We start from the raw sequence: 23358 nt of genomic DNA on the forward strand, positions 1-23358 counted from the left end.
CCCGCCCCCGACCGATTCCGGTGCGACGGAGGCGGCGGCGTCAGGCCAGCACGCCGTGGCAGTGCTTGTATTTCTTGCCAGATCCGCAGGGGCAGGCCTCGTTGCGGCCGATGCGGCCCCAGGTCTCGGGATTGTTCGGATCGCGCTCCGGGGCGGGCTCGGCGGCGCCCAGGGCGCGCGGCGAAAAATCGCCGGCCTCGATGCGGGCGTTGATCTGGGCCAGCGCCAGCTCGTCCTCGCCGGTCGACGGGTCGAGATGCATCGCCTGCATCGGCGGCAATTGCGGTTCGGCGGGACGCTGGTGGGCGACCTCTATCCGCATCAGCTGCGCCGTGACTATTTCGCGCAAGCGGGTGATCAGCGCGTCGAACAGCTCGAACGCCTCGGATTTATATTCGTTGAGCGGATCGCGCTGGGCGAGGCCGCGCCAGCCGATGACCTGGCGGAGATGATCCAGCACAACGAGATGCTCGCGCCAGAGATGATCGAGCGTCTGCAACAGCACCTGCTTTTCGATATAGCGGGTGAGGTCGAGCGAATTCATCTGCTCGCGCGCCGCATAGGCCTCGTCGGCGGCCTTTTCCAGCCGATCGCGCAATTCCTCGTCGGCGATGCCTTCTTCCTTGGCCCAGTCGGCCAGCGGCGGCTCGATATTGAGCTGGGCCTTGGCCGCCTCCGTGAGGCCGGCGATGTCCCAGGCCTCGGGATAGGCGTCATGCGGCACATGGGCCGCCACAAGATCCTCCACCACGCCGTGGCGCATTTCGCCGATGACGTCCTCGAGCGACTCCTGCGCCATCATTTCGCGGCGCTGCTCGAACACCACCTTGCGCTGGTCGTTCATGACATTGTCGAATTTCAACACGTTCTTGCGCATGTCGAAATTGCGCGCCTCGACCTTCTGCTGGGCCTTTTCCAACGCCTTGTTGATCCAGGGATGGATGATGGCCTCGCCTTCCTGCAGCCCGAGCTTGACCAGCATGGCGTCCATGCGGTCGGAGCCGAAGATGCGCATCAGATCGTCCTGAAGCGACAGGAAGAATTTCGACTGGCCGGGATCGCCCTGGCGGCCCGAACGGCCGCGCAGCTGGTTGTCGATGCGGCGGCTCTCATGGCGTTCGGTGCCGATGATATAGAGGCCGCCGCCGGCCAGCGCCTTTTCCTTGAATTCCGCGACTTCCTCCCGGATCGCCTTTTCCCGCGCCTCACGCGCTTCGCCTTCCAGCTCCGCGCATTCCTGCTTCAGGCGCATGTCGAGATTGCCGCCGAGCTGGATGTCGGTGCCGCGTCCGGCCATGTTGGTGGCGATGGTGATGGCGCCCGGCACGCCGGCCTCGGCGACAATATAGGCTTCCTGTTCATGGAAGCGGGCGTTGAGCACCGCGAACTGTTTGGAAGGCTTGCCCGAGCGGGCGGCGGCATAGAGCTTGTCCAGCGCGCCGGGCGCGCCGAAATCGATGATCTTGTAGCCCTTGGTCTTCAGATATTCGGCGAGCTGCTCGGACTTCTCGATCGAGGTCGTGCCGACGAGCAAAGGCTGGGCCTTGGCGTTGGCCGCCTCGATTTCCGTGACGATAGCGGCGAGCTTCTCGCCCGAGGTGCGATAGACCTCGTCGTCGGAATCGATGCGCCTGACCGGCTTGTTGGTTGGGATTTCCACCACGTCGAGCTTGTAGATCTCGGCGAATTCCTCCGACTCGGTCGAAGCCGTGCCGGTCATGCCCGCGAGCTTCTTGTAGAGGCGGAAATAATTCTGGAAGGTGATGGAGGCGAGCGTCACGTTCTCGGGCTGGACGGTGACGCCTTCCTTGGCTTCGAGCGCCTGATGCTGGCCCTCGGAATAGCGGCGGCCCGGCATCATGCGGCCGGTGAATTCGTCGATGATGACCACTTCGCCGTTGCGGACGATATAATCCTTGTCGCGCTGAAACAGCTTATGGGCGCGCAGGGCCTGGTTGACGTGGTGAACCAGCGTGACATTGGCGGATTCGTAAAGCGAGCCCTCCGTAAGCAGGCCTGCCTCGCGCAGAAGCTGCTCGACCTTCTCGTTGCCGTCCTCGGTGAGGCTGGCGCTGCGCTGCTTTTCGTCGAGTTCGAAATCGCCCTTGTCGAGACGGGGGATCAGCTTGTCGATCGAGTTGTAGAGATCGGAGCGGTCGTCCGAAGGGCCGGAAATGATGAGCGGCGTCCGCGCCTCGTCGATCAGGATCGAGTCCACCTCGTCGACGATGGCGTAGGAATGGCCGCGCTGAACCATCTGGTTCAGCTCGTATTTCATGTTATCGCGGAGGTAATCGAAGCCGAATTCGTTGTTCGTGCCATAGGTGATGTCGGCGGCATAGGCCTGAGCCCGCTCGGAATCGTCGAGGCCGTGCACGATCACGCCGACGGTCAGGCCCAGGAAATTATAGATCCGGCCCATGTTCTCGGAGTCGCGGCGGGCGAGATAGTCATTGACCGTCACGACATGGACGCCGTTTCCGGCAAGGGCGTTGAGATAGCACGCCAAAGTGGCGACGAGGGTCTTGCCTTCGCCGGTCTTCATTTCCGAAATGGCGCCCTCGTGCAGCACCATGCCGCCGACGAGCTGGACATCAAAATGGCGCTGGCCGATGGCGCGCTTGGCCGCCTCCCGCACCGTAGCGAATGCGGGAACGAGAAGGTCGTCGAGCGACTTGCCGGCGGCGAGCTGGGCGCGGAATTCGTCGGTGCGGCCGCGCAGGGCCTCATCGGAGAGCGCGGCGACCTCAGGCTCCAGCGCGTTGATTTCCGCGACCTTGGGCCGATAGGACTTCAACCTGCGATCATTGGCCGAGCCAAAAATCTTCTTCGCAAGGTTTCCCAACATTCCAACGACCTTTCAGAGCGGCGCCCTTGCGCCGCAATCCGATGGAGGCCGGCGACCGGAAAGGTCCGGGCCGGCGAAACGCGCCGCCCCCGGGAGCGGCGACCGCGCCGCCACAATGTCGGAAGCCATGGCGCAAGAAACAAGGCGCCGCGCCCTGTTCTCGACCACCACGGCAAACGATTGCCCAAAGCGGCGCGAAAGCACAAAAAGCCGGCAATCCGGCGCGCGAGAGATAGAAGCGCGGCGCCGGCTTGTCAACGCGAGCGCGATTTTCAGGCCATTTGGAAAGAGGCTCAGCGCGCCCTTTTCCAGGTCTCGCCGCCGCAAAGGCCGCCGCCCTGCACGCAGCCGCGGACTTTCAGATGGTCCGCATCGGCGCCGGCGGAGATTTCGCCGTCATACATCTTGCCATCGTCGAGATTGAAGATCGGCCCCTTCCAAACATCGCCCTCGCGCCGGAGATTGATGAGGATCTTTTGGCCGACCGAGGACTTTTCGCCCGCCGCTGGCGGCGGGGCGGCGGCAATGACGCCGCAGACGTTCTTGCCGCAAGGCGCGATGCGGATGATCGCCGAACCGTCAGCCACCCGCCACAGCCCGGCTGGAAACGCAGGCGCGGCCAGAACAGGCGACGCGCCAAAGCCCGAGAGCAGAAGAATGGAAAAAAGGGCGGCTTTCTTCATGCGCGGTCACTCCTTGCGAGGCGGCTTGGCAAGTCGGCGGGACGGTCCGACGAGAGTCATTAACGCCTCTTCATCCGGTTGAGAAGCCACGAAAATTTTTTCCGCCGGCGCGAAAGTCCGGCATATCGCGGCGACATCTTCGGACAGGCAATAGTGCGAAAGCCTCGCCGCGCCTTCGGCGCCGATCAGGGCTAGCGCGGCGGTCGCGCTGCGCGGCGAATAATGCAGGACGGCGTCGATTTCGCCCTTTTTGAGCGCCGCGCTAATCTCCGCCGGCCAGGATTCGACCGGACTCGCGTCATAGGTTTCCAGAATCGCGATCCGCCAGCCGGCGGCGCGCAAGCTGTCTTCGAGCAAGGGCTTGCGCTCGCGCCCCGCGAGATAAAGCGCCGATCCGGGCGGCCATTCGGCAATCAACCGCGCGCTGAGCGCCTCGGCGCGCGGCGCGATGATTCGCGCCGTGAAGCCCGCCGCTTCCGCCGCCGCGGCAGTCTTGTCGCCCACGCAGGCCAGCGGCGCGGCGCGCAACGCGGGCGAAGGGCTCAAACCCACGAAAGCCTGCGCGCTGGTGGCGAGAATCAGATCGAACGGCCCCTCCGGCAGCGCGGCGGCGACCGGGACGATCTCCAGCACCGGCGCGCAGACCGGGCCGTGCCCCAGCGCTGAAAGGCGCTTCGCCGTGGGCGCCGTCTGATCCGCCGGCCGGGTCACAAGCACGCGCATGGTTTTTCAGAAGCTCAGCACGTCCGCGGGCGCCGCCGCGAGAATCTTTCGCGCCGCAGACTCGCCCAGAGCCGCGGCCTCGCCGACCGAACCTTCCGCGCGGGCGTCAAAAGCCTCCGAGCCGTCCTTGCGCAGCACGAGTCCGTAAAAGCTCACGCGGCCCCCGGCGACGACGGCGTGTCCGGCGATCGGCGTGCGGCAGGAGCCGTCGAGCACATGAAGGAAAGCCCGTTCGGCGTCGAGCGCATGGCCGGTCTCGGCGTCGCAGATCAGCGCGAGATCCTCTCGAATCCGGGCGTCGTCCGCCCGCGCCGTGATCGCGATCGCGCCTTGGCCACAGGCGGGCGGAAAGAGATCGAGCGGCAGAATGGAGGTCGCCTGCTCGGCGAGGCCGAGCCGTTTCAGGCCAGCCAAAGCCAGCAAGGTCGCGGCGAATTCACCGCTTTCGACCTTGCGCAGGCGGGTCTGGACATTGCCGCGCAGCAGTTCGACCTGAAGGTCAGGGCGCAGGCGGCGAATCATCGCCTGACGGCGCAGCGAGGCCGAGCCGACGCGAGCGCCCCACGGAAGCTCCGTCAAGGTTTTGGCCGAGCCCCCGATAAAGGCGTCGCGCACGTCCTCGCGCGGCAGATAGCCGGCCACGAGGAGCCCCTCCGGCAGCACGGTCGGCAGATCCTTGGCCGAATGGACGGCGATGTCGATGCCGCCTTCGAGCTGGGCCTGGTCGAGCTCCTTGGTGAAGAGGCCCTTGCCGCCGACCTCGCTGAGGGGCCGGTCCTGAATCATATCGCCGCTGGTCTTGATGACGACGATTTCGAAATGTTCTTCCGGCGCGCCATGGGCCAGGGCGAGGCGTCGGCGGGTCTCATAGGCCTGCGCCAGCGCCAGGGGGCTGCCGCGCGTGCCGATTTTCATCCAGGGCGCCAAAATTTAAGCTCCAAGCCGTTTTGATTTGTCCGGGCGGAGGACTATAGGAAAAAGCGCGGCGCGAAGAAAGCGCGGGGCGGATTTTTCGCTCGCGCGGATCGCGGCCCGCAAAAAAGCTCGGGGAGAAAGCCAATGTGGGCGAGCCTGCGCGTGCTGGGAATCGAGAGCACCTGCGACGAAACCGCCGCCGCCGTGGTCGAGGCCGATTCCATAGGACGCGGCAAGATTCTCTCCAACGCCGTCCTGAGCCAGATCGCGGAACACGCCGCCTATGGCGGGGTGGTGCCGGAAATCGCCGCCCGCGCCCATGTCGACGCCCTGGACCGGCTGATTCGCCGCGCGCTCGCCGACGCCGATTGCGGAATCGACGATCTTGACGCCATCGCCGCCGCCGGCGGGCCGGGCCTGATCGGGGGCGTCATGGTCGGCCTGACCACCGGCAAGGCCATTGCGCTTGCTGCGGGAAAACCCTTCGTCGCCGTGAACCATCTCGAAGGTCATGCGCTGACCCCGCGCCTGACCGACAATATCGACTTTCCCTATCTGCTCCTGCTGGTCTCCGGCGGCCACAGCCAGCTCGTCGCGGTGAATGGCGTCGGCGACTACCGGCGGCTCGGCTCGACCGTGGACGACGCGGTCGGAGAGGCCTTCGACAAGGCGGCGAAGATGCTCGGCCTGCCCTATCCCGGCGGCCCGCGCGTCGAACAGGCGGCGCTCGGCGGCGATCCCGCGCGTTTCGCCTTTCCGCGCCCGATGGCGGGGCGGCGCAACCCCGACTTCTCCTTCTCCGGCCTCAAGACCGCCGTGCGGCAGGAGGCCGAGCGCATCGCGCCTTTGACCAACACCGACGTCGCCGACCTGTGCGCGTCGTTCCAGGCCGCCGCCGTGGACGTGCTGGTCGACCGCTGCCGCGCCGCCCTGCGCCTGCTCGCCGACGCCCCGAAGCCGCCGACCGCCCTGGTCGCCGCGGGCGGCGTCGCCGCCAATGGCGCGATCCGCCGCGCGCTGGGACGCCTTTGCGCCGAGGCGGGCCTGAAACTCGCTTTGCCGCCGCCGGGGCTATGTTCGGACAATGGCGCCATGATCGCCTGGGCCGGGCTGGAGCGATTCCGGCTTGGAATGGTCGACGGCATGGATTTCGCCGCGCGCCCGCGCTGGCCGCTCGACGAACGCCCGGACGCCCGCTGGCACGGGAAAGCGTGAGGTTTTTTTGCGCGCGCTCAAATTTTTCCTTCTCGCCGGCGCCTTCCTTCTGGCCATCGAGGCGCCGAAGCCTTTCCTTCAGCCGCAGACGCCCGTCTCCGCTCCGGTGCGCGTCGCCTTCGGCCCGGCGCCGGGCTTCGACACGCTCGACCCCGAGCTGATCGGCCAGGCGCGAAGAAGCATCGACATGGCGGCCTATGTGCTGAGCGACCAGAGGGTGATCGAAGCCCTGTCGGCGGCGGCGAGCCGCGGCGTGAAGATCCGGCTCTATTTCGACGCCGAACAGTTCCGGCGGATCGGCGGCATGAACGACAATGTTCTCGCCCTCACGAATCAGCCCAATGTCAAGGCAAGGATCAAGGCCGAGCAGAACGACCTGATGCATCTGAAAGCCTATACCGTGGACGGGCGCTGGCTTCGCACCGGCTCCACCAATTTCTCCTGGTCCGGCGAGACCCGCCAGGACAATGACATCATCATCATCGACAGCCCCCAGGCCGCCGAGCAATTTGCCCGCGCATTCGAAAAGCTCTGGACGCGGCGCGACAACCGGGACGCGGCGCCATGAGCCAAGCAAAAAAACCCAAGTCCGCGACGCTCGCCGTGCTGGGCGCCGGCGCCTGGGGCACGGCTTTGGCCAATATTGCGGCGATCTCCAACGCCCGGGTCTGGCTCTGGGCGCATGATCCCGCCCATGTCGAGGCGATGAGGGAGACGCGGCGCAACGAGCGCCGGCTGCCCGGCGTCACGCTCGCGCCGGAAGTGGAGCCGACCGCCGACATCGCCTGTGTCGGCGCGGCCGACCATGTGCTGGCGGTGGTCCCGGCGCAGAGCTATCGCGCGACCGCCGAAGCGATGCGCGGCCATTTGCGTCCCGAATCGGCGGTGGTGAATTGCGCCAAGGGCATCGAGCAGCATAGCGGGCTATACATGCGGGAGGTGCTGGCCGAAGTGCTGCCCGGCCAGCCCGCCGCCGCTCTGTCCGGCCCGAGCTTCGCGGTCGATCTCGGACGCGGGCTTCCCACCGCCGTGACCTTGGCCGCCGAGCGCATCGAGCTGGCGGAAGAGCTGTGCGCGCGCCTCGCGGCGCCGCATTTCCGGCTCTATCGGTCGAGCGATCTGGTCGGGGTGGAAATCGGCGGCGCGGCGAAGAATGTGCTGGCCATCGCCTGCGGCGTCACTTTGGGGCGCGGGCTCGGCGCCAGCGCCCATGCCGCCTTGCTCGCGCGCGGCTTCGCCGAACTGATGCGCTTCGCCACCGCGCAAGGCGCGCGGCCGGAGACCATCATGGGGCTTTCGGGACTGGGCGACCTCGCCCTGACCTGCTCGTCGCCGCAATCGCGCAATTACGCGCTTGGCTTCGCCCTCGGGCGCGGCGAAACGCCGCAAACCGCCGGTCACGGCAAATTGACGGAAGGAGCGCTGAGCGCGCGCATCCTGACGGAAAAGGCGCGCAAACTGGGTGTGGAAATGCCGATCGCCGAAGCGGTGGCCGCGATACTTGAAAATCGGATCGAGGTCGGCGCGGCGATCGAAGCCCTGATGAGCCGGCCGTTCAAAGCCGAAGCCTGACGCCCGTCTCACGGCGGGCTGTTGGCCGAAGCCTGACGCCCGTCTCACGACGGGCTGTTGGCCGAAGCCCGACGCCCGTCTTACGACGCGCTATTGGCCGAGGGCTGACTTCCGGCTCTCGCGGGCGAGAACCGGATAGGAGCGACTGCGACGCCGAGCTGACGCGAGGGATGCGTCGATCGCGACGTATCGCGATCGACGCAATCAACGAATCTTGGCGCCGCCTTTCTTACTTCTTCAGCAGGTCCGCCGGGACCTTGCCGCCATTGGCGGCGACAAGGGCGATGACCTTGTCATGCAGCCAGATGTTCATCTTCGCGGAATCATGGGTGTCGCCCTCATATTTCAGCTCGGCGGCAAGATCCTTGCGCGCGGCGAGGCTGGAATCGAGACCGAGGACCTTCAGCAGATCGACGATGGAAACGCGCCAGTCCAGCGTCTCCGGGTTCTTCTCGTTCAGGTCGTCGAGAACCGCGGCAATGTCCACCTTGGCGGCGATATCGGCAGGAACGCTCGCGGGAGCGCCAGCAGCCGGCGCGGCGGCGGCCTCCGCGGCGGGGGCCGCCGGAGCGGCTTCAGCCGGGGTCGTGCCAAAAATTTTTCCGAGAATGGCGCCAAAAAAGCTCATGGGAATCCTCCCAAAAATGGGTCTGTCATGTTCCCGGCGCCTTGGATCAGGGCCGTCAACGGCGTCACGCTAAGCCCATGTTGCGACGTTTACAACACGCTCCCCCGCGCCTCGCGGTTGAACTGACCGAGCGTCTCGTGCAACCATTTGGCGCGAAAGCATTCTCGCCGAAGAAGAATCCCGGAACGCCATCATGCATTTTGTCGCCATTTGCCTGGACAGGCCCGATTCCCTGTCCAAAAGGCTTGAAAACCGCGCCGCCCATCTCGCTTTTCTCGGAGAAAAGCCGGAAGTCGTGAAACTCGCTGGTCCTTTTCTCGATTCGGCGGGCCAGCCCTGCGGTTCGATGCTGATCCTCGATTGCCCGGACGAGGCCGCCGCGCTCGCCTTCCTGGCGCGCGACCCCTATGCCGGAGCCGACCTGTTCGCCTCCGTCGAACTGCGCGCCTACAAGCCCGTCCTGGGAGCCGCTTTGTAATGAGCGCCGGGAAATCCTACTGGCTGGTCAAGAGCGAGCCGGACGCCTGGTCCTGGGACCAGATGGTCGCCTGCGGCGCTGAGGGCACCGGCTGGACCGGCGTGCGCAACCATCTCGCCAAACAGCAGATGATGGCGATGAAGCTCGGCGATCTCGCCTTTTTCTATCATTCCAATGTCGGCAAGGAGATCGTCGGCATTGTCGAAATCATGAAGACCTTCCATCCCGACCCGACCGACGCCAGCGGCAAATTCGGCATGGTCGACGTGCGCGCGGTCCAGCCGCTGAAGCGGCCTGTGACGCTTGAAGAGATCAAGGCCGATCCGCGCTTCGCCGAACTGGCGCTGGTCAAGATGTCGCGTCTCTCGGTCCAGCCGGTTTCGGCGGAAAACTGGCGGGCGATCCGCGCGCTCGGCGGGCTATAGGTCGTCGGCGTCGAGCGCCGCGCCCGGTTGAGGAAGTCCCATGGCGATCGCGGCCAGCCAGCGCCGCAGGAGCTTTTCCCGCTTGGGGCGGACGCCCTCGATCAGCCGCGCGCTCGCGGCGTCGGTCCGCTCCCGGCCAAGGCGCAGGATTTTCTCGCCTTCCGGCGTGAGGACCAGCGGCCGCGCCCTCGACGCCGACGAAACCCCGCCTTCTTCCTCGCGCGCCAGACCGGCGCGGCGCAGATTGGCGACGATCAGCGACACGGTTTGCGGCGTCAGCTTGGCCTTCCGGGCGAGATCGGCGGCGAGCAGGCCCGGGGTCGCGCCGATCAGCAACAGGGCGGAAAGTTGCGGTGGCGTGACGCCGAGATCGGCGAGCAGCCGCTCCTCGGCGAGCCGTTGCGCGCTCGCCGCCTGACGCAGGAGCGCGGCAATGTCGCCATTTTCGCCCGGCAGATCGAGCGAGCGCGCCCGGCGCTTTTGCGCTTCCTGCGCGCCTGCTTCTTCGGGAGGTCGGATCTTCGCCATGATAATCCTCGCGTAATGGCGCTTGCCTTGCATAGGCTGCTGACAGCCGTCTGATATTTATCATCCGAGCGCCGGGGCGCAAGCGCCGGCGGGCGCCTCGATCGCTTATCCCTTCGGCGAAAGAACATCTTGTCAGCCGCGCCAGCGCGCCGCTACACGCCTTTATTGGAATCCGGAAAGCCCAATGGAACATTCCCGCCGCTCGATCGTCGACCAATATGACAGCCTCGTCGCGCAGGGACGCATCGAGCGCGACTCCAAACAGGTCGCGGTGGTGGAGAAGCTCGACGCGCTGAGCGTGACCCTGACCGAAAGCCGGCTGGCCCGCAAATCGAGCGCATTGGGCTGGCTGTTCGGCGCCCGCAAGGTCGAGACGGCGACGCCGCGCGGGCTGTACATCTGGGGATCGGTCGGGCGCGGCAAGACCATGCTGATGGATCTGTTCTTCGATTCAGTCGAGATCGAATTGAAGCGCCGGGTTCATTTCCATGCCTTCATGGCCGACGTCCACAAGCGCATTTTCGCCTGGCGCCAGAAAAAGAAGACCAACGAGGTCAAGGGCGACGATCCGATAGCCCCCATCGCCGACGACCTGATCAAGGAAGCGACGCTGCTCTGCTTCGATGAATTCGCGGTCACGGACATTGCCGACGCCATGATCCTCGGCCGGCTGTTCGAGGCGCTGTGGGCGCGCAAGATTGTCGTCGTCGCGACCTCCAATGTCGATCCGTCCGATCTATACAAGGATGGCCTGAACCGCGCTTTATTCCTGCCCTTCATCGGCATGATCAAGAGCAGGATGGAAGTGATCAAGCTGGATTCGCGAACAGATTTCCGGCTGGAGAAACTCGGCGACGTGGCGGTTTACCATTGCCCGGTCGATGATTCCGCGCGCGCGGCGCTCGACAAGGCCTTTCACGCTTTGGCCGGCGTGGCGCGCGGCGAGCCTGTCAGCCTGCCCCTGCTCGGACGGGAAATCGCGATCCCGCAGGCCTCCAGCCATGTCGCGCGCTTCGATTACGCCGATCTCTGCAAGCGGCCGCTTGGCGCAGCGGACTTTCTCGCCATCGCGGAGAATTACCACGTTCTCGTGGTGGACAACATACCGGCCATCAAGCCGGAGGAGCGCAATGAGGCGAAGCGCTTCATCAACCTGATCGACGCCCTCTATGACCAGAAGGTCAAGTTGATCGCTTCCGCGGACGTCGAACCGGACCTGCTCTATCGCGCCGAACAGGGCCGCGAGGCCTTCGAATTCGCGCGGACCATCTCGCGGCTGACGGAAATGCGCTCGACGGAATATATGGCCCTGCCCCACGGTCGCGGCGATGTGGTGAGCGGAGACATCACGGGCCTGGTCGAGACATGACCGCCCCGGCGCGCTCCGGAGAATTGGCCGCTGACCAGAAGGTCTCCGCCGACCAGAAGATCCTGGAGCTCGCCTGCGACCATTTGCGCCGGTTCGGCCCCCGACGGACCACCATTGTCGGCATAGCCGAAGCCGCCGGCATGTCCCACGCCAATGTCTATCGCTATTTCCCCTCCAAGGAGGCCCTGTTCGAAACGGTCACCTCGCTCTGGCTCAAGCCGCTGGAAGAGGAGTTGCGGATTATCGTCCAGGGCCAGGACCCCGCCTATGACAAGATTGAGCGCGCCCTGACCGCGCTCCAGCACGCCTATCGCGACAAGCGCGACAATGATCCGATCCTGTTTCGCCTGCTGTGCGACGCCATCGAGCAGGGCGGCGGCATCGCCCGCAAGCACCGCAACAAGGTTCAGACCGCCATCCAGGCGATCGTCGAGGAGGGCATTGGGTCCGGCGCCTTTCGCATGCAGGACCGGCGGAGGGCCATGGCCTTGATCTTCGACCTCGCCCACCGCTTCATCCAGCCGGTGTCCATCGCGCTGGACAAGGCGGTTTCCATGGCCGAAATGGAGTTTCGCGCAGGGCGCGTCATTGGAGTGATCCAGCGGAGCCTGACCTACGGGGATCCAGATTTCGATATCTGACATTTTTTGTCATTTGTAACCCCGCGAACTCCGGCCGCTCTCACATTTCGCCGGTAACGCTGTTTTCCTTTACTGCGCTGTTTTATTTCGGCTTTTTGCCTTGACGCCGTTTTCGTCCATCCGAAGCCATCACAATATCGTCAGAGCCTTAGTCTTTCTCACGACTTGAAAGTCCGGGAACTCCGGGGCAAAACCCCGTCCCATATCCGCCGTCCGCGGAAACCCCGCCGCCGCGCCCAATGCGGCGATGGATAAAAGACAGTTCGAAACGAGGACGTACACCCATGGCGCGTAACAAGATTGCACTGATCGGAGCTGGCCAGATCGGCGGCACGCTGGCCCATCTCGCCGGGCTCAAGGAGCTGGGCGACATCGTTCTTTTCGACATCGCGGAAGGCACCCCCCAAGGCAAGGCGCTTGATCTCGCCGAATCCTCCCCGGTCGACGGCTTCGACGCCAACCTCTCCGGCGCCAACAGCTACGAGCAGATCGCCGGCGCCGACGTCATCATCGTGACCGCCGGCGTGCCGCGCAAGCCTGGCATGAGCCGCGACGACCTCCTCGGCATCAACCTCAAGGTGATGGATTCGGTCGGCGCCGGCATCAAGCAATACGCCCCCAACGCCTTCGTCATCTGCATCACCAACCCGCTCGACGCCATGGTCTGGGCGCTGCAAAAAGCCTCCGGCCTGCCGCACAACAAGGTTGTCGGCATGGCCGGCGTGCTCGACTCCGCCCGCTTCCGCTATTTCCTGGCCGAAGCCACCGGCGTGTCGGTCAAGGACATCCACGCCATGACGCTCGGCGGCCACGGCGACGACATGGTCCCGCTGGTCCGTTATTCGACCGTCGGCGGCGTGCCGCTGCCCGAACTGGTGAAAATGGGCTGGCTGTCGCAGGAAAAGCTCGACTCGATCGTCGACCGCACCCGCAAGGGCGGCGGCGAAATCGTCGCTTTGCTCAAGACCGGCTCGGCCTTCTACGCCCCGGCGGCGTCCGCCATCGCCATGGCCGAATCCTATCTCAAGGACCAGAAGCGCGTCCTGCCCGTCGCCGCCTATCTCAACGGCGAATATGGCGTGAAGGACACCTATGTCGGCGTCCCGGCCCTGATCGGGGCCAATGGCGTCGAGAAGATTGTCGAGGTCGAATTCGACGCCGCCGAAAAGGCCATGTTCGACAAGTCGAACGCCTCCGTTCAGGGCCTGATCGAGGCCTGCAAGAAGATCAATCCGGCTCTCGCCTGATTTGACGCCAAGCCAAAGCTTGCGCATTTCCGCTGAAATTTGACGCGGTGGAGGCGCGCAAGCCCCATCCCCATTCATGAGGACTGCAAATGAATATTCATGAGTATCAGGCGAAAGCCGTTCTCAAGGAATTCGGAGTTCCGGTTTCGCGTGGCGTGCCGGTCCTGAAGGTTGAAGAGGCCGAAGCCGCCGCCAAGGAGCTTGGCGGTCCGCTCTGGGTCGTGAAGTCCCAGATTCATGCTGGCGGCCGCGGCAAGGGCAAGTTCAAGGAGGCCGCCGCAGGCGAAAAGGGCGGCGTGCGTCTCGCCAAGTCGATCGACGAGGTCAAGACCTTCGTCAAGGAAATGCTCGGCAATACGCTGGTCACGATCCAGACCGGCCCGGCCGGCAAGCAGGTCAACCGCCTCTATATCGAGGACGGCTCCGACATCGAGAAGGAATTCTACCTCTCGGCGCTGGTCGACCGCGTCACGTCGCGCGTCTCCTTCGTCGTCTCGACCGAAGGCGGCATGGACATCGAGGAAGTCGCCCATTCGACCCCCGAAAAGATCCACACATTCTCGGTCGATCCGGCCACCGGCATCATGCCGCACCATGGCCGCACCGTCGCCAAGGCGCTGAACCTGTCGGGCGATCTCGCCAAGCAGGCGGGCGTGCTGGTCGCAAAGCTGTACAAGGCCTTCGTCGAGAAGGACATGGCCATGCTGGAGATCAATCCCCTGATCGTCTCCAAGCAGGGCGAACTGAAGTGCCTGGACGCGAAGGTGTCCTTCGACTCCAACGCGCTCTACCGCCATCCCGACATGCTCGCCCTGCGCGACGAGACCGAAGAAGACGCCAAGGAAATCGAAGCGTCGAAATATGACCTGTCCTACATCACGCTCGACGGCGCGATCGGCTGCATGGTCAACGGCGCCGGCCTCGCCATGGCGACGATGGACATCATCAAGCTCTATGGCATGGAGCCCGCCAACTTCCTCGACGTCGGCGGCGGCGCCACCAAGGAGAAGGTGACGGCGGCGTTCAAGATCATCACCGCCGACCCGAACGTCAAAGGCATTCTGGTCAACATCTTCGGCGGCATCATGCGCTGCGACGTCATCGCCGAAGGCGTGATCGCCGCGGTCAAGGACGTCGGCCTCGAGGTTCCGCTGGTCGTGCGCCTCGAAGGCACGAACGTCGAACTCGGCAAGAGAATCATCAGCGAATCGGGTCTCAACGTGATTCCGGCGGACGATCTCGACGATGCCGCGCAGAAAATCGTCAAGGCCGTCAAGGAGGCCGAATAATGTCCATCCTGATCGACAGCAACACCAAGATCATCACTCAGGGTTTCACGGGCAAGAACGGCACGTTCCACTCTGAACAGGCCCTGGCCTATTTCGGCACCAAGGTCGTCGGCGGCACCTCGCCCGGCAAGGGCGGCAGCACGCATATCGGCCTGCCGGTATTCGACACCGTCGCCGAAGCCCGCGACGCCACCGGCGCCAACGCCTCGGTGATCTATGTTCCGCCGCCGGGCGCGGCCGACGCGATCTGCGAAGCCATCGACGCCGAAATCCCCCTGATCGTCGCCATCACGGAAGGCATTCCCGTCGAGGACATGATCAAGGTGAAGCGTTCGCTCTCCGGCTCCAAGTCGCGCCTGATCGGCCCGAACTGCCCGGGCGTGATGACCGCCGGCGAGTGCAAGATCGGCATCATGCCGGGCAACATCTTCCGCCAGGGCAATGTCGGCATCGTCTCGCGCTCCGGCACGCTGACCTATGAAGCCGTATTCCAGACCTCGCAGGTTGGCCTTGGCCAGACCACCGCGGTCGGCATCGGCGGCGACCCGGTCAAGGGCACGGAATTCATCGACATGCTCGAACTGTTCCTGGCCGACGACAAGACCCACTCGATCATCATGATCGGCGAAATCGGCGGCTCGGCGGAAGAAGACGCCGCGCAGTTCATCGCCGACGAGGCCAAGCGCGGCCGCAAGAAGCCGATGGTCGGCTTCATCGCGGGCCGCACCGCCCCTCCCGGCCGCCGCATGGGCCATGCCGGCGCGATCATCTCGGGCGGCAAGGGCGGCGCCGAGGACAAGATCGCGGCGATGGAGGCGGCGGGCATCCGCGTTTCGCCTTCGCCGGCGCGTCTCGGCTCGACCCTGATCGAAGTCCTGAAGGGCAATTGATCCGTCGCGCGGCGGCTCCAAGCCTCCCGCGCGCCAAAAATGATCCGATCCGGCGTCCTCGCCGGGTCGGATGAGAATGGAAGAGCCCGCCGCAAGGAAAGCGGGCGACAACGGCGCCGCAACGGCGTCAATGTGGGTGGAAAGCCGCCCGAGCCCGCGAAACGCCGTCCGATACGGCCGCGCGGAGCGAGAGGACATCAAGATGGCGCGTCAAGACAGCAATGGAAGCAATGGCGGCGGCGCGGGCCGTTCGCCTCAGAACATCGCTTTTGCGGATTCGTCTTTCCTGTTCGGCGGCAACGCCGCCTATATCGAACAGCTCTACGCCGCCTATCAGGCCAATCCGGCCGGCGTCGATCCCGAATGGCGCGAATTTTTCGCCGCCCTGAATGACGATGGCGACGCCGTCGCCGCCAACGCCAAGGGCGCGTCGTGGAAGCGCCCGAACTGGCCGATCCCCGCGCAGGGCGATCTGGTCTCGGCCTTGGACGGCCAGTGGCCAGTCAATGAAAAAGCCCTCGCCGACAAGATCAAGGGCAAGGCCGCGAAAGACGGCCAGGGCGAAATTTCCGCCGCGGAACTACACCGCGCGACGCAGGATTCCGTGCGCGCGATCATGATGATCCGCGCCTATCGCATGCGCGGCCATCTGCACGCCAATCTGGACCCGCTCGGCCTCGATCCGCAGAAGGATCACGAGGAGCTGCATCCGTCGAGCTATGGCTTCACCGAAGCCGATTACGACCGCAAGATCTTCATCGATCATGTGCTCGGCATGGAAAACGCCACCATCCGCGAGATGCTGGGCGTGCTGCGCCGCACCTATTGCGCGACCATCGGCTGGGAATTCATGCATATCTCCGATCCGGCCGAAAAGTCCTGGATCCAGGAGCGCATCGAAGGGGTCCACAAGGAAGTCTCCTTCACCAAGGAGGGCAAACGCGCCATCCTGCAGAAGCTGGTCGAGGCCGAAGGCTTCGAGAAATTCCTCGACGTGCGCTATACCGGCACGAAGCGCTTCGGCCTTGACGGCGGCGAGGCGATGATCCCGGCGCTCGAGCAGATCCTCAAGCGCGGCGGCGCCCTCGGCACGAAGGAAGTCGTGCTCGGCATGGCCCATCGCGGCCGCCTCAACGTGCTCTGCCAAGTGATGGGCAAGCCGCACCGCGCGCTGTTCAACGAATTCAAGGGCGGCTCCTTCCTGCCTGAGGAAGTCGAAGGCTCCGGCGACGTGAAATATCACCTCGGCGCCTCGTCCGACCGCGAGTTCGACAACAACAAGGTGCATCTGTCGCTCACCGCGAACCCGTCGCATCTCGAAATCGCCGATCCCGTCGTGCTCGGCAAGGTCCGCGCCAAGCAGGATCAGGACAAGGACCGCGCCCCGGAAGACCGCCGCAGCGTCATGCCGCTGCTGATCCATGGCGACGCGGCCTTCGCGGGACAGGGCGTGGTGGCGGAATGTTTCGGGCTTTCGGGCCTGAAGGGCCACCGCACCGGCGGCTCGATCCATTTCATCATCAACAACCAGATCGGCTTCACCACCTATCCGCGCTATTCGCGCTCCTCGCCCTATCCGTCGGATGTGGCGAAGACGGTCGAAGCGCCGATCCTGCACTGCAATGGCGACGATCCGGAAGCTGTGGTGTTCTGCGCCAAGGTGGCGACCGAATTCCGGCAGAAGTTCCAGAAGCCGGTTGTCATCGACATGTGGTGCTACCGCCGCTTCGGCCACAATGAAGGCGACGAGCCGTCCTTCACCCAGCCGCTGATGTACAAGAAGATCCGGGCGCACAAATCGACGCTCGAGCTCTATTCCGAGAAGCTGATAGCCGAGGGCCTGATCACCCAGGGCGAAATCGACAAGATGAAGGCTGACTGGCGCACCCGTCTCGACGCCGAATATGAGGCCGGCGCCGCCTACAAGCCCAACAAGGCCGACTGGCTCGACGGCCGCTGGGCGGGCCTGAAATCCGTCCCGAGCGCCGACCAGGAAGACCCGCGTCGCGGCCGCACCGCGATCGATGTCGCCAAGGTGCAGGAATATGGCGAGAAGCTCTGCAAGGTTCCGGAGGGCTTCCACCTTCACAAGACGATCCAGCGCTTCCTGGACAATCGCCGCAAGGCGATCGCCACGGGCGAGGGCATCGACTGGGCGACCGCGGAAGCGCTGGCCTTCGCCTCGCTGGTCGATGACGGCTATCGCGTCCGCCTGTCCGGCCAGGATTGCGAACGCGGCACCTTCTCGCAGCGCCATTCGGTCCTGATCGACCAGGAAAACGAAGCGCGCTACGTGCCGCTGAACCATATCCGCGAGGGCCAGGGCCATTACGAGGTCATCAATTCGATGCTCTCCGAAGAGGCCGTGCTCGGCTTCGAATATGGCTATTCGCTCGCAGAGCCGAACGCGCTGACCATGTGGGAAGGCCAGTTCGGCGACTTCGCCAACGGCGCCCAGGTTCTGTTCGACCAGTTCATCTCGTCGGGCGAACGCAAGTGGCTGCGTATGTCGGGCCTCGTCTGCCTGCTGCCGCACGGCTATGAAGGCCAGGGTCCGGAACATTCGTCCGCCCGTCTCGAGCGTTTCCTGCAGATGTGCGCCGAGGACAACATGCAGGTGGCGAACTGCTCGAGCCCGGCGAATTACTTCCACATCCTGCGCCGCCAGCTCAAGCGCGACATCCGCAAGCCCTTGATCCTGATGACGCCGAAATCTCTCCTGCGCCACAAGCGGGTGGTGTCAACGATGGAGGAATTCACGGGCGACGGCCATTTCCGCCGCCTGCTGTCGGACCATGCCGAGACGGAGGCCAACGAGGCGATCAAGCTCGTCAAGGACGACAAGATCCGTCGCGTCATTCTCTGCACGGGCAAGGTCTATTACGACCTCTATGAGGAGCGCGAGAAGCGCGGTATCGACGACGTCTATCTGCTGCGTGTCGAACAGCTTTATCCGCTGCCTCTGAAAGCCCTCGTCGCCCGCCTGTCGCGCTTCAAGAAAGCCGAAGTGGCGTGGTGCCAGGAAGAGCCGAAGAACATGGGCGCCTGGAGTTTTGTCGAGCCCTATCTCGAATGGGTCCTCGCCCAGGCCGCCGGCAAGAGCAAGCGCACCCGCTATATTGGCCGACCCGCCTCGGCGGCGACGGCGGCGGGCACGATGGCCCTCCATCTCGCCCAACTCAAAGCCTTCCTCGACGACGCCTTCGCAAGCTGAAATCGCCCTCCCCAGGGGCTCCGGCGGCATTCCAAGCCGAAGCCCCTGCCTTTCCCTCCTGATTGAGCCGCGCAAGCGGCGGATGTGATCCCCATGGCCACTGAAATCCGCGTTCCTACCCTCGGCGAATCCGTTTCCGAAGCGACCATCGGCCGCTGGTTCAAGAAGCCCGGCGACGCCGTGAAGGCCGACGAGCCCTTGCTGGAGCTTGAGACCGACAAGGTCACGCTCGAAGTCAACGCGCCGGCGGCCGGCTCCCTGTCCGAAATCATCGCCAAGGACGGCGACACCGTCGAACCCGGCGCCCTGCTCGGCTATATCGCCGAAGGCGCCGGCGCCGCCGCTGCGCCCGCCCCAGCCGCCGCGCCGGCCACCGTCGCCACCTCGGCTCCCGCGCCTGCCGGCGCCGGCGCGCCGCCCTCGCCGGCCGCGGCCAAGAACGCCGCCGATCGCGGCATTGACGTCAATGACGTCGCGGGCTCCGGCAAGCGCGGTCAGGTCCTCAAGGGCGACGTGCTCGGCTTCGCCGCGAACCCGCCGGCCGCCGCCGCGCCGGCTCCGGTCGTCGCCCGCGCTCCGTCGGCCGCCAATGACGCGGCGCGTGAGGAGCGCGTGAAGATGACCAAGCTGCGCCAGACGATCGCGCGCCGCCTGAAGGAAGCGCAGAACACCGCCGCCATGCTGACCACTTTCAACGAAGTGGACATGCAGCCGCTGATGAGCCTGCGCAGCCAGTACAAGGACCTGTTCGAGAAGAAGCACGGCGTAAAGCTCGGCTTCATGGGCTTCTTCGTGAAGGCCTGCACCCATGCGCTGAAGGAAATCCCGGCCGTCAATTCCGAGATCGACGGCGCCGACCTCATCTACAAGAACTTCTGCCATATCGGCGTCGCCGTCGGCACCGACAAGGGCCTCGTCGTGCCGGTTGTGCGCGACGCCGAAACGCTCTCAATCGCCGGCATTGAAAAAACCATCGCCGGTTTTGGCAAGCGCGCCCGCGACGGCCAGCTCAAAATCGAGGAAATGCAGGGCGGCACTTTCACCATCTCCAATGGCGGCGTCTATGGCTCGCTGATGTCCACGCCAATCCTGAACGCCCCGCAATCCGGCATTCTCGGCATGCACAAAATTCAGGACCGCCCGGTCGTGATCGGCGGCAAGATCGAGATCCGTCCGATGATGTATCTGGCGCTCTCCTATGATCACCGCGTCGTCGACGGCAAGGAAGCCGTCACCTTCCTCGTGCGCGTCAAGGAAGCGCTGGAAGATCCGGCGCGTCTCGTTCTCGATCTCTGATTTGACCCCGCTTCCTGCCCGGCGCCGCCGGGCAGGGATGTTTTATCGCGGAGAAATTTATGTCCTACGATCTCGTTGTCATCGGCACCGGCCCCGGCGGTTATGTCTGCGCCATCCGCGCCGCACAGCTCGGCCTCAAGACCGCCGTCGTCGAAAAGCGCAAGACCCATGGCGGCACCTGCCTCAACATCGGCTGCATCCCCTCCAAGGCGCTGCTGCACGCCTCCGAAGTCTTCGAGGAAGTCGCCCATGACGTCGGCGCGCTCGGCGTCGTCGTCGGCAAGCCCAAACTCGATTTCGCCGCCTTGATGAAGCACAAGGACGAGACGGTCGGCGCCAATGTGCAGGGCGTGGCCTTCCTGCTGAAGAAGAACAAGGTCGACGCCTTCTTCGGCGCCGGCTCGATTCCCGCCGCCGGCAAGGTCGAAGTGACCGCCGAGGACGGCTCGAAGCAGGTTCTCGAAACCAAGAACATCGTCATCGCCACCGGTTCGGACGTCACGCCGCTGCCTGGCGTGACCATCGACGAGAAGATCGTCGTCTCCTCGACCGGCGCGCTCGAACTCGGCAAGGTTCCGGGCAAGCTGATCGTGGTCGGCGCCGGCGTGATCGGCCTCGAACTCGGTTCGGTCTGGCGGCGCCTCGGCGCGGAAGTCACCGTTGTCGAATATCTCGACCGCATCCTGCCTGGCATGGATGTCGAGACCGTCAAGCAGTTCCAGCGCATTCTGGAAAAGCAGGGCGTCAAGTTCGCGCTCGGCTCCAAGGTGACCAAGGTCGAGACGGCCAAGAGCGCCGCCAAGGTGACGGTCGAGCCCGCCGCTGGCGGTGAGGCCAAGACGCTCGACGCCGACATCGTGCTGGTCGCCATCGGCCGCCGTCCCTTCACGGAAGGCCTCGGGCTCGAAGCGCTCGGCGTCGCGACGGAACGCGGCCAGATCGTCATCGACAACCATTTCGCGACCAATGTCCCCGGCGTTTACGCCATCGGCGACGTCGTGCGCGGCCCGATGCTGGCCCACAAGGCCGAGGACGAGGGCGTGGCGATCGCGGAGATCCTCGCCGGCCAGCATGGTCATGTGAATTACGACGTCATTCCCGGCGTGGTCTACACCTATCCGGAAATCGCCAGCGTCGGCTTGACCGAGGAAGAGCTCAAGGCCAAGGGGATCGCTTACAAGAGCGGCAAGTTCCCCTTCACCGCCAATGGCCGCGCGCGCGCCATGCGCCATACCGACGGCTTCGTGAAAGTGCTGGCCGACGCGGCCACGGATCGCGTCCTCGGCGTGCATATCCTGGGCTTCGGCGCCGGCGAAATGATCCATGAAGCCGCCGTGCTGATGGAATTCGGCGGCTCGTCGGAAGACCTCGCCCGCACCTGCCACGCCCATCCGACCATGTCGGAAGCGGTCAAGGAAGCGGCCATGGCCGTCGAGAAGCGCGCCATCCATATGTGACGCGCCCACGGCCCGACCTTTAATCACGTGAAAGCCCGGACGTTCCGGGCTTTTGCATTTTCCAGACCCGATTTGCTTGGGCCGCCCTTGGCCCTAAGATCGCCCGGCCTCGCGACCGCGAATCAAAAACCCCGATCCTCGGAAAAATTCATGCCGCCGCAGGATTCCTCCGCCTCCGTCTCGCCGCCGTCCCGGGCGACGCGGATCGCTCGTAAATTTCGCGCCTTGTTGCGGTCGAATGAACTGGCGCTGGTCTTCGCCTCGGCTCTGGTCGGCGTCGTCTCCGCCGTCAGCGTCACCGCGATGACCGAGACCGCGATGTTCATGCATGTCCTGATTTTCAATCTGCCCTTCGACGTGCGGCTGAGCGCGTCGGACCGCGTCGCGCCGCTCGCCGCTTTCGCTGCGCTCACGCTCGGGGGCGTGAGCCTGGGCCTGATGGAGGCCTTTCGGATCCGGAAGAAATTGCCCGGCCCCGTCGACCCGGTCGAAGCCAACGCCCTGCGCGGGGGCCAGATGTCCCTGCGCGACAGTTTCGTCGTGGGGATGCAGACGCTGATTTCCAATTCCGTCGGCGCCTCGGTCGGACTGGAAGCCGGCTTCACCCAGGTCGGCTCCAGCCTTGGCTCGTTCATCGGGCAAAAATTGCGGCTTCGCCGCAGCGATTTGCGCCTCCTCGTCGGCGCCGGCGCGGCGGCCGCGATCGGCGGCTCGTTTGGCGCGCCGCTCACCGGCGCCTTTTACGCCTTCGAGGTCATCCTCGGCAGCTATTCCATCGCGGCCGCCGGGCCGATTTTCACCGCCTCGATCGTCGGCGTCCTCATCACCCATCTCATCGCGAGCTCGCCCTATCAGATCAAGACGCCGCCCGTGGATCCGCTGACGCTTTCGGGCTATCCCGCCCTTCTTGGGCTTGCCGCCTGCGCGGTGCTGCTCGGCGTCGCGGCCATGCGCGCCGCTGGCGCCTCGGAACGCGCGCTGCAGGCGACGGCTGCGCCGGTCTGGGCGCGGCCGGTGATCGGAGGCCTCGCCGTCGCCGCACTGGCGACGATCACGCCCCAGGTGCTGGGCGCGGGCCATGGCGCGCTCGCGCTGAATATTTCGACCAATTTTCCGCTCGCCGTGCTGGCCTCCTTCCTTGCGTTGAAGCTGGTCGCCTGCCTGATTTCTCTGGCCAGCGGCTTTCGCGGCGGTCTGTTCTTCGCATCGCTTTTCATGGGCGCTACGCTGGGCAAGATTTACGCCCTTGCGCTGACCGCGCTGGCGCCCGCGCCCGCGCTCGCGCTGGACCCGACCATCTGCATTCTCGTCGGCATGGCCACCTTCGGCGTCGTGATCGTCGGCGGGCCTCTGACCATGTCGTTCCTCGTGCTGGAAAACACCGCCGATTTTTCGGTCACTGCCGGCGTGATCGCGGCCTCCATCGCGGCAAGCCTGATGGTCCGCGCCACATTCGGCTATTCCTTCTCCACCTGGCGACTGCATTTGCGCGGCGAGAACGTCCGCAGCGCCAATGACGTCGGCTGGATCGCCGAGCTCCAGGTCGGTCGGCTCATGCGTCCCAATCCGCCGATCGCGCCCGCCTGGCTCGATATCGACGCCTTCTGCGAACGCCACCCGCTCGGCTCGTCGCAATTCGTCATCCTGACCGACGAGGCCGGCCGCTATGCCGGGATGGTCAATTTGCCGGAAGCGCATATCCACGCCCATAAGGCCGATGGCTGGATCAGCAGTCTCGCGCGGCAAAAGGACTCGTGGCTCTCTCCGCAGACCAACGCCAAGACCGCCATGGCTTTGTTCGACCAGGCTGAAACGGACCAGCTCGCCGTGCTCGATCCGGCGACGAAGGCGCCGCTCGGGGTGCTGACAGAGCCCTACCTTGCCCGACGCTATGCCGAAATGGCGGACGCCGCCGTCCGCAGCGCCTTCGGAATCTGACC

General features: G+C 65.0%; 20 protein-coding genes. 14 read left to right on the forward strand and 6 right to left on the reverse strand.

The window, feature by feature from the left end:
* Nucleotides 1-40 precede the first annotated feature (40 nt).
* From secA to hemC, 4 genes are all read right to left on the reverse strand, one after another.
* Entirely contained in the window at nt 41-2848 is a 2808-nt protein-coding gene (gene secA / locus QM467_RS07415; RefSeq protein ID WP_283365669.1) for a preprotein translocase subunit SecA, read from the reverse strand.
* 293 nt (nt 2849-3141) lie between these two features.
* Complete coding sequence (locus QM467_RS07420) at nt 3142-3531, reverse strand: DUF2147 domain-containing protein (protein WP_283365670.1); 390 nt, start codon at nt 3529-3531, stop codon at nt 3142-3144.
* Between the two features lie 6 nt (nt 3532-3537).
* Entirely contained in the window at nt 3538-4254 is a 717-nt protein-coding gene (locus tag QM467_RS07425) for a uroporphyrinogen-III synthase (RefSeq protein ID WP_283365671.1), read from the reverse strand.
* 6 nt (nt 4255-4260) lie between these two features.
* Nucleotides 4261-5169, reverse strand: coding sequence for a hydroxymethylbilane synthase (gene hemC, locus QM467_RS07430; RefSeq protein WP_283365672.1), 909 nt, complete (start codon nt 5167-5169; stop codon nt 4261-4263).
* Nucleotides 5170-5325: 156 nt separating this feature from the next.
* Between hemC and tsaD the strand changes: the two genes are divergently transcribed.
* The 3 genes from tsaD to QM467_RS07445 are packed head-to-tail and all read left to right on the forward strand — an operon-like array spanning nt 5326 to nt 7956.
* Nucleotides 5326-6384, forward strand: coding sequence for a tRNA (adenosine(37)-N6)-threonylcarbamoyltransferase complex transferase subunit TsaD (gene tsaD, locus QM467_RS07435; RefSeq protein ID WP_283365706.1), 1059 nt, complete (start codon nt 5326-5328; stop codon nt 6382-6384).
* Between the two features lie 7 nt (nt 6385-6391).
* Nucleotides 6392-6952 carry a phospholipase D-like domain-containing protein gene (locus QM467_RS07440; RefSeq protein ID WP_283365673.1) on the forward strand — a complete coding sequence of 187 codons (561 nt, stop codon included), beginning with the start codon at nt 6392-6394 and terminating at the stop codon, nt 6950-6952.
* Nucleotides 6949-7956: an NAD(P)H-dependent glycerol-3-phosphate dehydrogenase gene (locus QM467_RS07445; RefSeq protein WP_283365674.1), complete on the forward strand. Its 1008-nt coding sequence runs from the start codon at nt 6949-6951 to the stop codon at nt 7954-7956. The genes QM467_RS07440 and QM467_RS07445 overlap by 4 nt, the downstream gene beginning before the upstream one ends.
* Before the next feature lie 229 nt (nt 7957-8185).
* On the opposite strand, the gene QM467_RS07450 is transcribed toward QM467_RS07445, so the two are convergent.
* Nucleotides 8186-8584: a DUF3597 domain-containing protein gene (locus QM467_RS07450; RefSeq protein ID WP_283365675.1), complete on the reverse strand. Its 399-nt coding sequence runs from the start codon at nt 8582-8584 to the stop codon at nt 8186-8188.
* A gap of 193 nt (nt 8585-8777) precedes the next feature.
* Here QM467_RS07450 and QM467_RS07455 point away from each other — a divergent pair, with 193 nt between their 5' ends.
* Together QM467_RS07455 and QM467_RS07460 are read left to right on the forward strand one after the other, a co-directional pair.
* Complete coding sequence (locus QM467_RS07455) at nt 8778-9062, forward strand: YciI family protein (protein WP_283365676.1); 285 nt, start codon at nt 8778-8780, stop codon at nt 9060-9062.
* Nucleotides 9062-9487 carry an EVE domain-containing protein gene (locus QM467_RS07460; RefSeq protein ID WP_283365677.1) on the forward strand — a complete coding sequence of 142 codons (426 nt, stop codon included), beginning with the start codon at nt 9062-9064 and terminating at the stop codon, nt 9485-9487. The genes QM467_RS07455 and QM467_RS07460 overlap by 1 nt, the downstream gene beginning before the upstream one ends.
* Here QM467_RS07460 and QM467_RS07465 read toward each other — a convergent pair.
* A complete protein-coding gene (locus QM467_RS07465) occupies nt 9482-10015 on the reverse strand; it encodes a MarR family winged helix-turn-helix transcriptional regulator (RefSeq protein WP_283365678.1) in 534 nt (177 codons plus the stop codon). The two genes, QM467_RS07460 and QM467_RS07465, sit on opposite strands and share 6 nt — an antisense overlap.
* A gap of 184 nt (nt 10016-10199) precedes the next feature.
* Here QM467_RS07465 and zapE point away from each other — a divergent pair, with 184 nt between their 5' ends.
* From zapE to QM467_RS07510, 9 genes are all read left to right on the forward strand, one after another.
* A complete protein-coding gene (gene zapE / locus QM467_RS07470) occupies nt 10200-11384 on the forward strand; it encodes a cell division protein ZapE (protein ID WP_283365679.1) in 1185 nt (394 codons plus the stop codon).
* Nucleotides 11381-12025 carry a TetR/AcrR family transcriptional regulator gene (locus QM467_RS07475; RefSeq protein WP_283365680.1) on the forward strand — a complete coding sequence of 215 codons (645 nt, stop codon included), beginning with the start codon at nt 11381-11383 and terminating at the stop codon, nt 12023-12025. Before zapE ends, QM467_RS07475 begins: the two co-directional genes overlap by 4 nt.
* Nucleotides 12026-12309: 284 nt before the next feature.
* A complete protein-coding gene (mdh, locus tag QM467_RS07480) occupies nt 12310-13272 on the forward strand; it encodes a malate dehydrogenase (protein WP_283365681.1) in 963 nt (320 codons plus the stop codon).
* Nucleotides 13273-13361: 89 nt separating this feature from the next.
* Nucleotides 13362-14561, forward strand: coding sequence for an ADP-forming succinate--CoA ligase subunit beta (sucC, locus tag QM467_RS07485; protein ID WP_283365682.1), 1200 nt, complete (start codon nt 13362-13364; stop codon nt 14559-14561).
* Nucleotides 14561-15451: a succinate--CoA ligase subunit alpha gene (gene sucD / locus QM467_RS07490; RefSeq protein ID WP_283365683.1), complete on the forward strand. Its 891-nt coding sequence runs from the start codon at nt 14561-14563 to the stop codon at nt 15449-15451. The genes sucC and sucD overlap by 1 nt, the downstream gene beginning before the upstream one ends.
* 202 nt (nt 15452-15653) lie before the next feature.
* Nucleotides 15654-18665 (forward strand): 2-oxoglutarate dehydrogenase E1 component, encoded by a 3012-nt coding sequence (locus QM467_RS07495; RefSeq protein ID WP_283365684.1) that lies wholly within the window; start codon nt 15654-15656, stop codon nt 18663-18665.
* A gap of 93 nt (nt 18666-18758) precedes the next feature.
* Entirely contained in the window at nt 18759-19961 is a 1203-nt protein-coding gene (gene odhB, locus QM467_RS07500) for a 2-oxoglutarate dehydrogenase complex dihydrolipoyllysine-residue succinyltransferase (protein ID WP_283365685.1), read from the forward strand.
* 59 nt (nt 19962-20020) lie between these two features.
* Nucleotides 20021-21418: a dihydrolipoyl dehydrogenase gene (lpdA, locus tag QM467_RS07505; RefSeq protein WP_283365686.1), complete on the forward strand. Its 1398-nt coding sequence runs from the start codon at nt 20021-20023 to the stop codon at nt 21416-21418.
* A gap of 150 nt (nt 21419-21568) precedes the next feature.
* Nucleotides 21569-23356 carry a chloride channel protein gene (locus tag QM467_RS07510; protein WP_283365687.1) on the forward strand — a complete coding sequence of 596 codons (1788 nt, stop codon included), beginning with the start codon at nt 21569-21571 and terminating at the stop codon, nt 23354-23356.
* The last annotated feature ends 2 nt before the right edge of the window (nt 23357-23358 follow it).

The organism is Rhodoblastus sp. 17X3 (genome assembly GCF_030056575.1).
In the GTDB taxonomy this organism is placed as follows: Bacteria; Pseudomonadota; Alphaproteobacteria; order Rhizobiales; family Beijerinckiaceae; genus Rhodoblastus.

Bases quoted from the DNA above. Each gene is read 5' to 3' on its own strand.
- secA (WP_283365669.1), bottom strand. From the start codon at position 2,848: ATGTTGGGAAACCTTGCGAAGAAGATTTTTGGCTCGGCCAATGATCGC.
- QM467_RS07420 (WP_283365670.1), bottom strand. From the start codon at position 3,531: ATGAAGAAAGCCGCCCTTTTTTCCATTCTTCTGCTCTCGGGCTTTGGC.
- QM467_RS07425 (WP_283365671.1), bottom strand. From the start codon at position 4,254: ATGCGCGTGCTTGTGACCCGGCCGGCGGATCAGACGGCGCCCACGGCG.
- hemC (WP_283365672.1), bottom strand. From the start codon at position 5,169: ATGAAAATCGGCACGCGCGGCAGCCCCCTGGCGCTGGCGCAGGCCTAT.
- QM467_RS07445 (WP_283365674.1), top strand. From the start codon at position 6,949: ATGAGCCAAGCAAAAAAACCCAAGTCCGCGACGCTCGCCGTGCTGGGC.
- QM467_RS07450 (WP_283365675.1), bottom strand. From the start codon at position 8,584: ATGAGCTTTTTTGGCGCCATTCTCGGAAAAATTTTTGGCACGACCCCG.
- QM467_RS07455 (WP_283365676.1), top strand. From the start codon at position 8,778: ATGCATTTTGTCGCCATTTGCCTGGACAGGCCCGATTCCCTGTCCAAA.
- QM467_RS07460 (WP_283365677.1), top strand. From the start codon at position 9,062: ATGAGCGCCGGGAAATCCTACTGGCTGGTCAAGAGCGAGCCGGACGCC.
- QM467_RS07465 (WP_283365678.1), bottom strand. From the start codon at position 10,015: ATGGCGAAGATCCGACCTCCCGAAGAAGCAGGCGCGCAGGAAGCGCAA.
- zapE (WP_283365679.1), top strand. From the start codon at position 10,200: ATGGAACATTCCCGCCGCTCGATCGTCGACCAATATGACAGCCTCGTC.
- QM467_RS07475 (WP_283365680.1), top strand. From the start codon at position 11,381: ATGACCGCCCCGGCGCGCTCCGGAGAATTGGCCGCTGACCAGAAGGTC.
- mdh (WP_283365681.1), top strand. From the start codon at position 12,310: ATGGCGCGTAACAAGATTGCACTGATCGGAGCTGGCCAGATCGGCGGC.
- sucC (WP_283365682.1), top strand. From the start codon at position 13,362: ATGAATATTCATGAGTATCAGGCGAAAGCCGTTCTCAAGGAATTCGGA.
- sucD (WP_283365683.1), top strand. From the start codon at position 14,561: ATGTCCATCCTGATCGACAGCAACACCAAGATCATCACTCAGGGTTTC.
- QM467_RS07495 (WP_283365684.1), top strand. From the start codon at position 15,654: ATGGCGCGTCAAGACAGCAATGGAAGCAATGGCGGCGGCGCGGGCCGT.
- odhB (WP_283365685.1), top strand. From the start codon at position 18,759: ATGGCCACTGAAATCCGCGTTCCTACCCTCGGCGAATCCGTTTCCGAA.
- lpdA (WP_283365686.1), top strand. From the start codon at position 20,021: ATGTCCTACGATCTCGTTGTCATCGGCACCGGCCCCGGCGGTTATGTC.
- QM467_RS07510 (WP_283365687.1), top strand. From the start codon at position 21,569: ATGCCGCCGCAGGATTCCTCCGCCTCCGTCTCGCCGCCGTCCCGGGCG.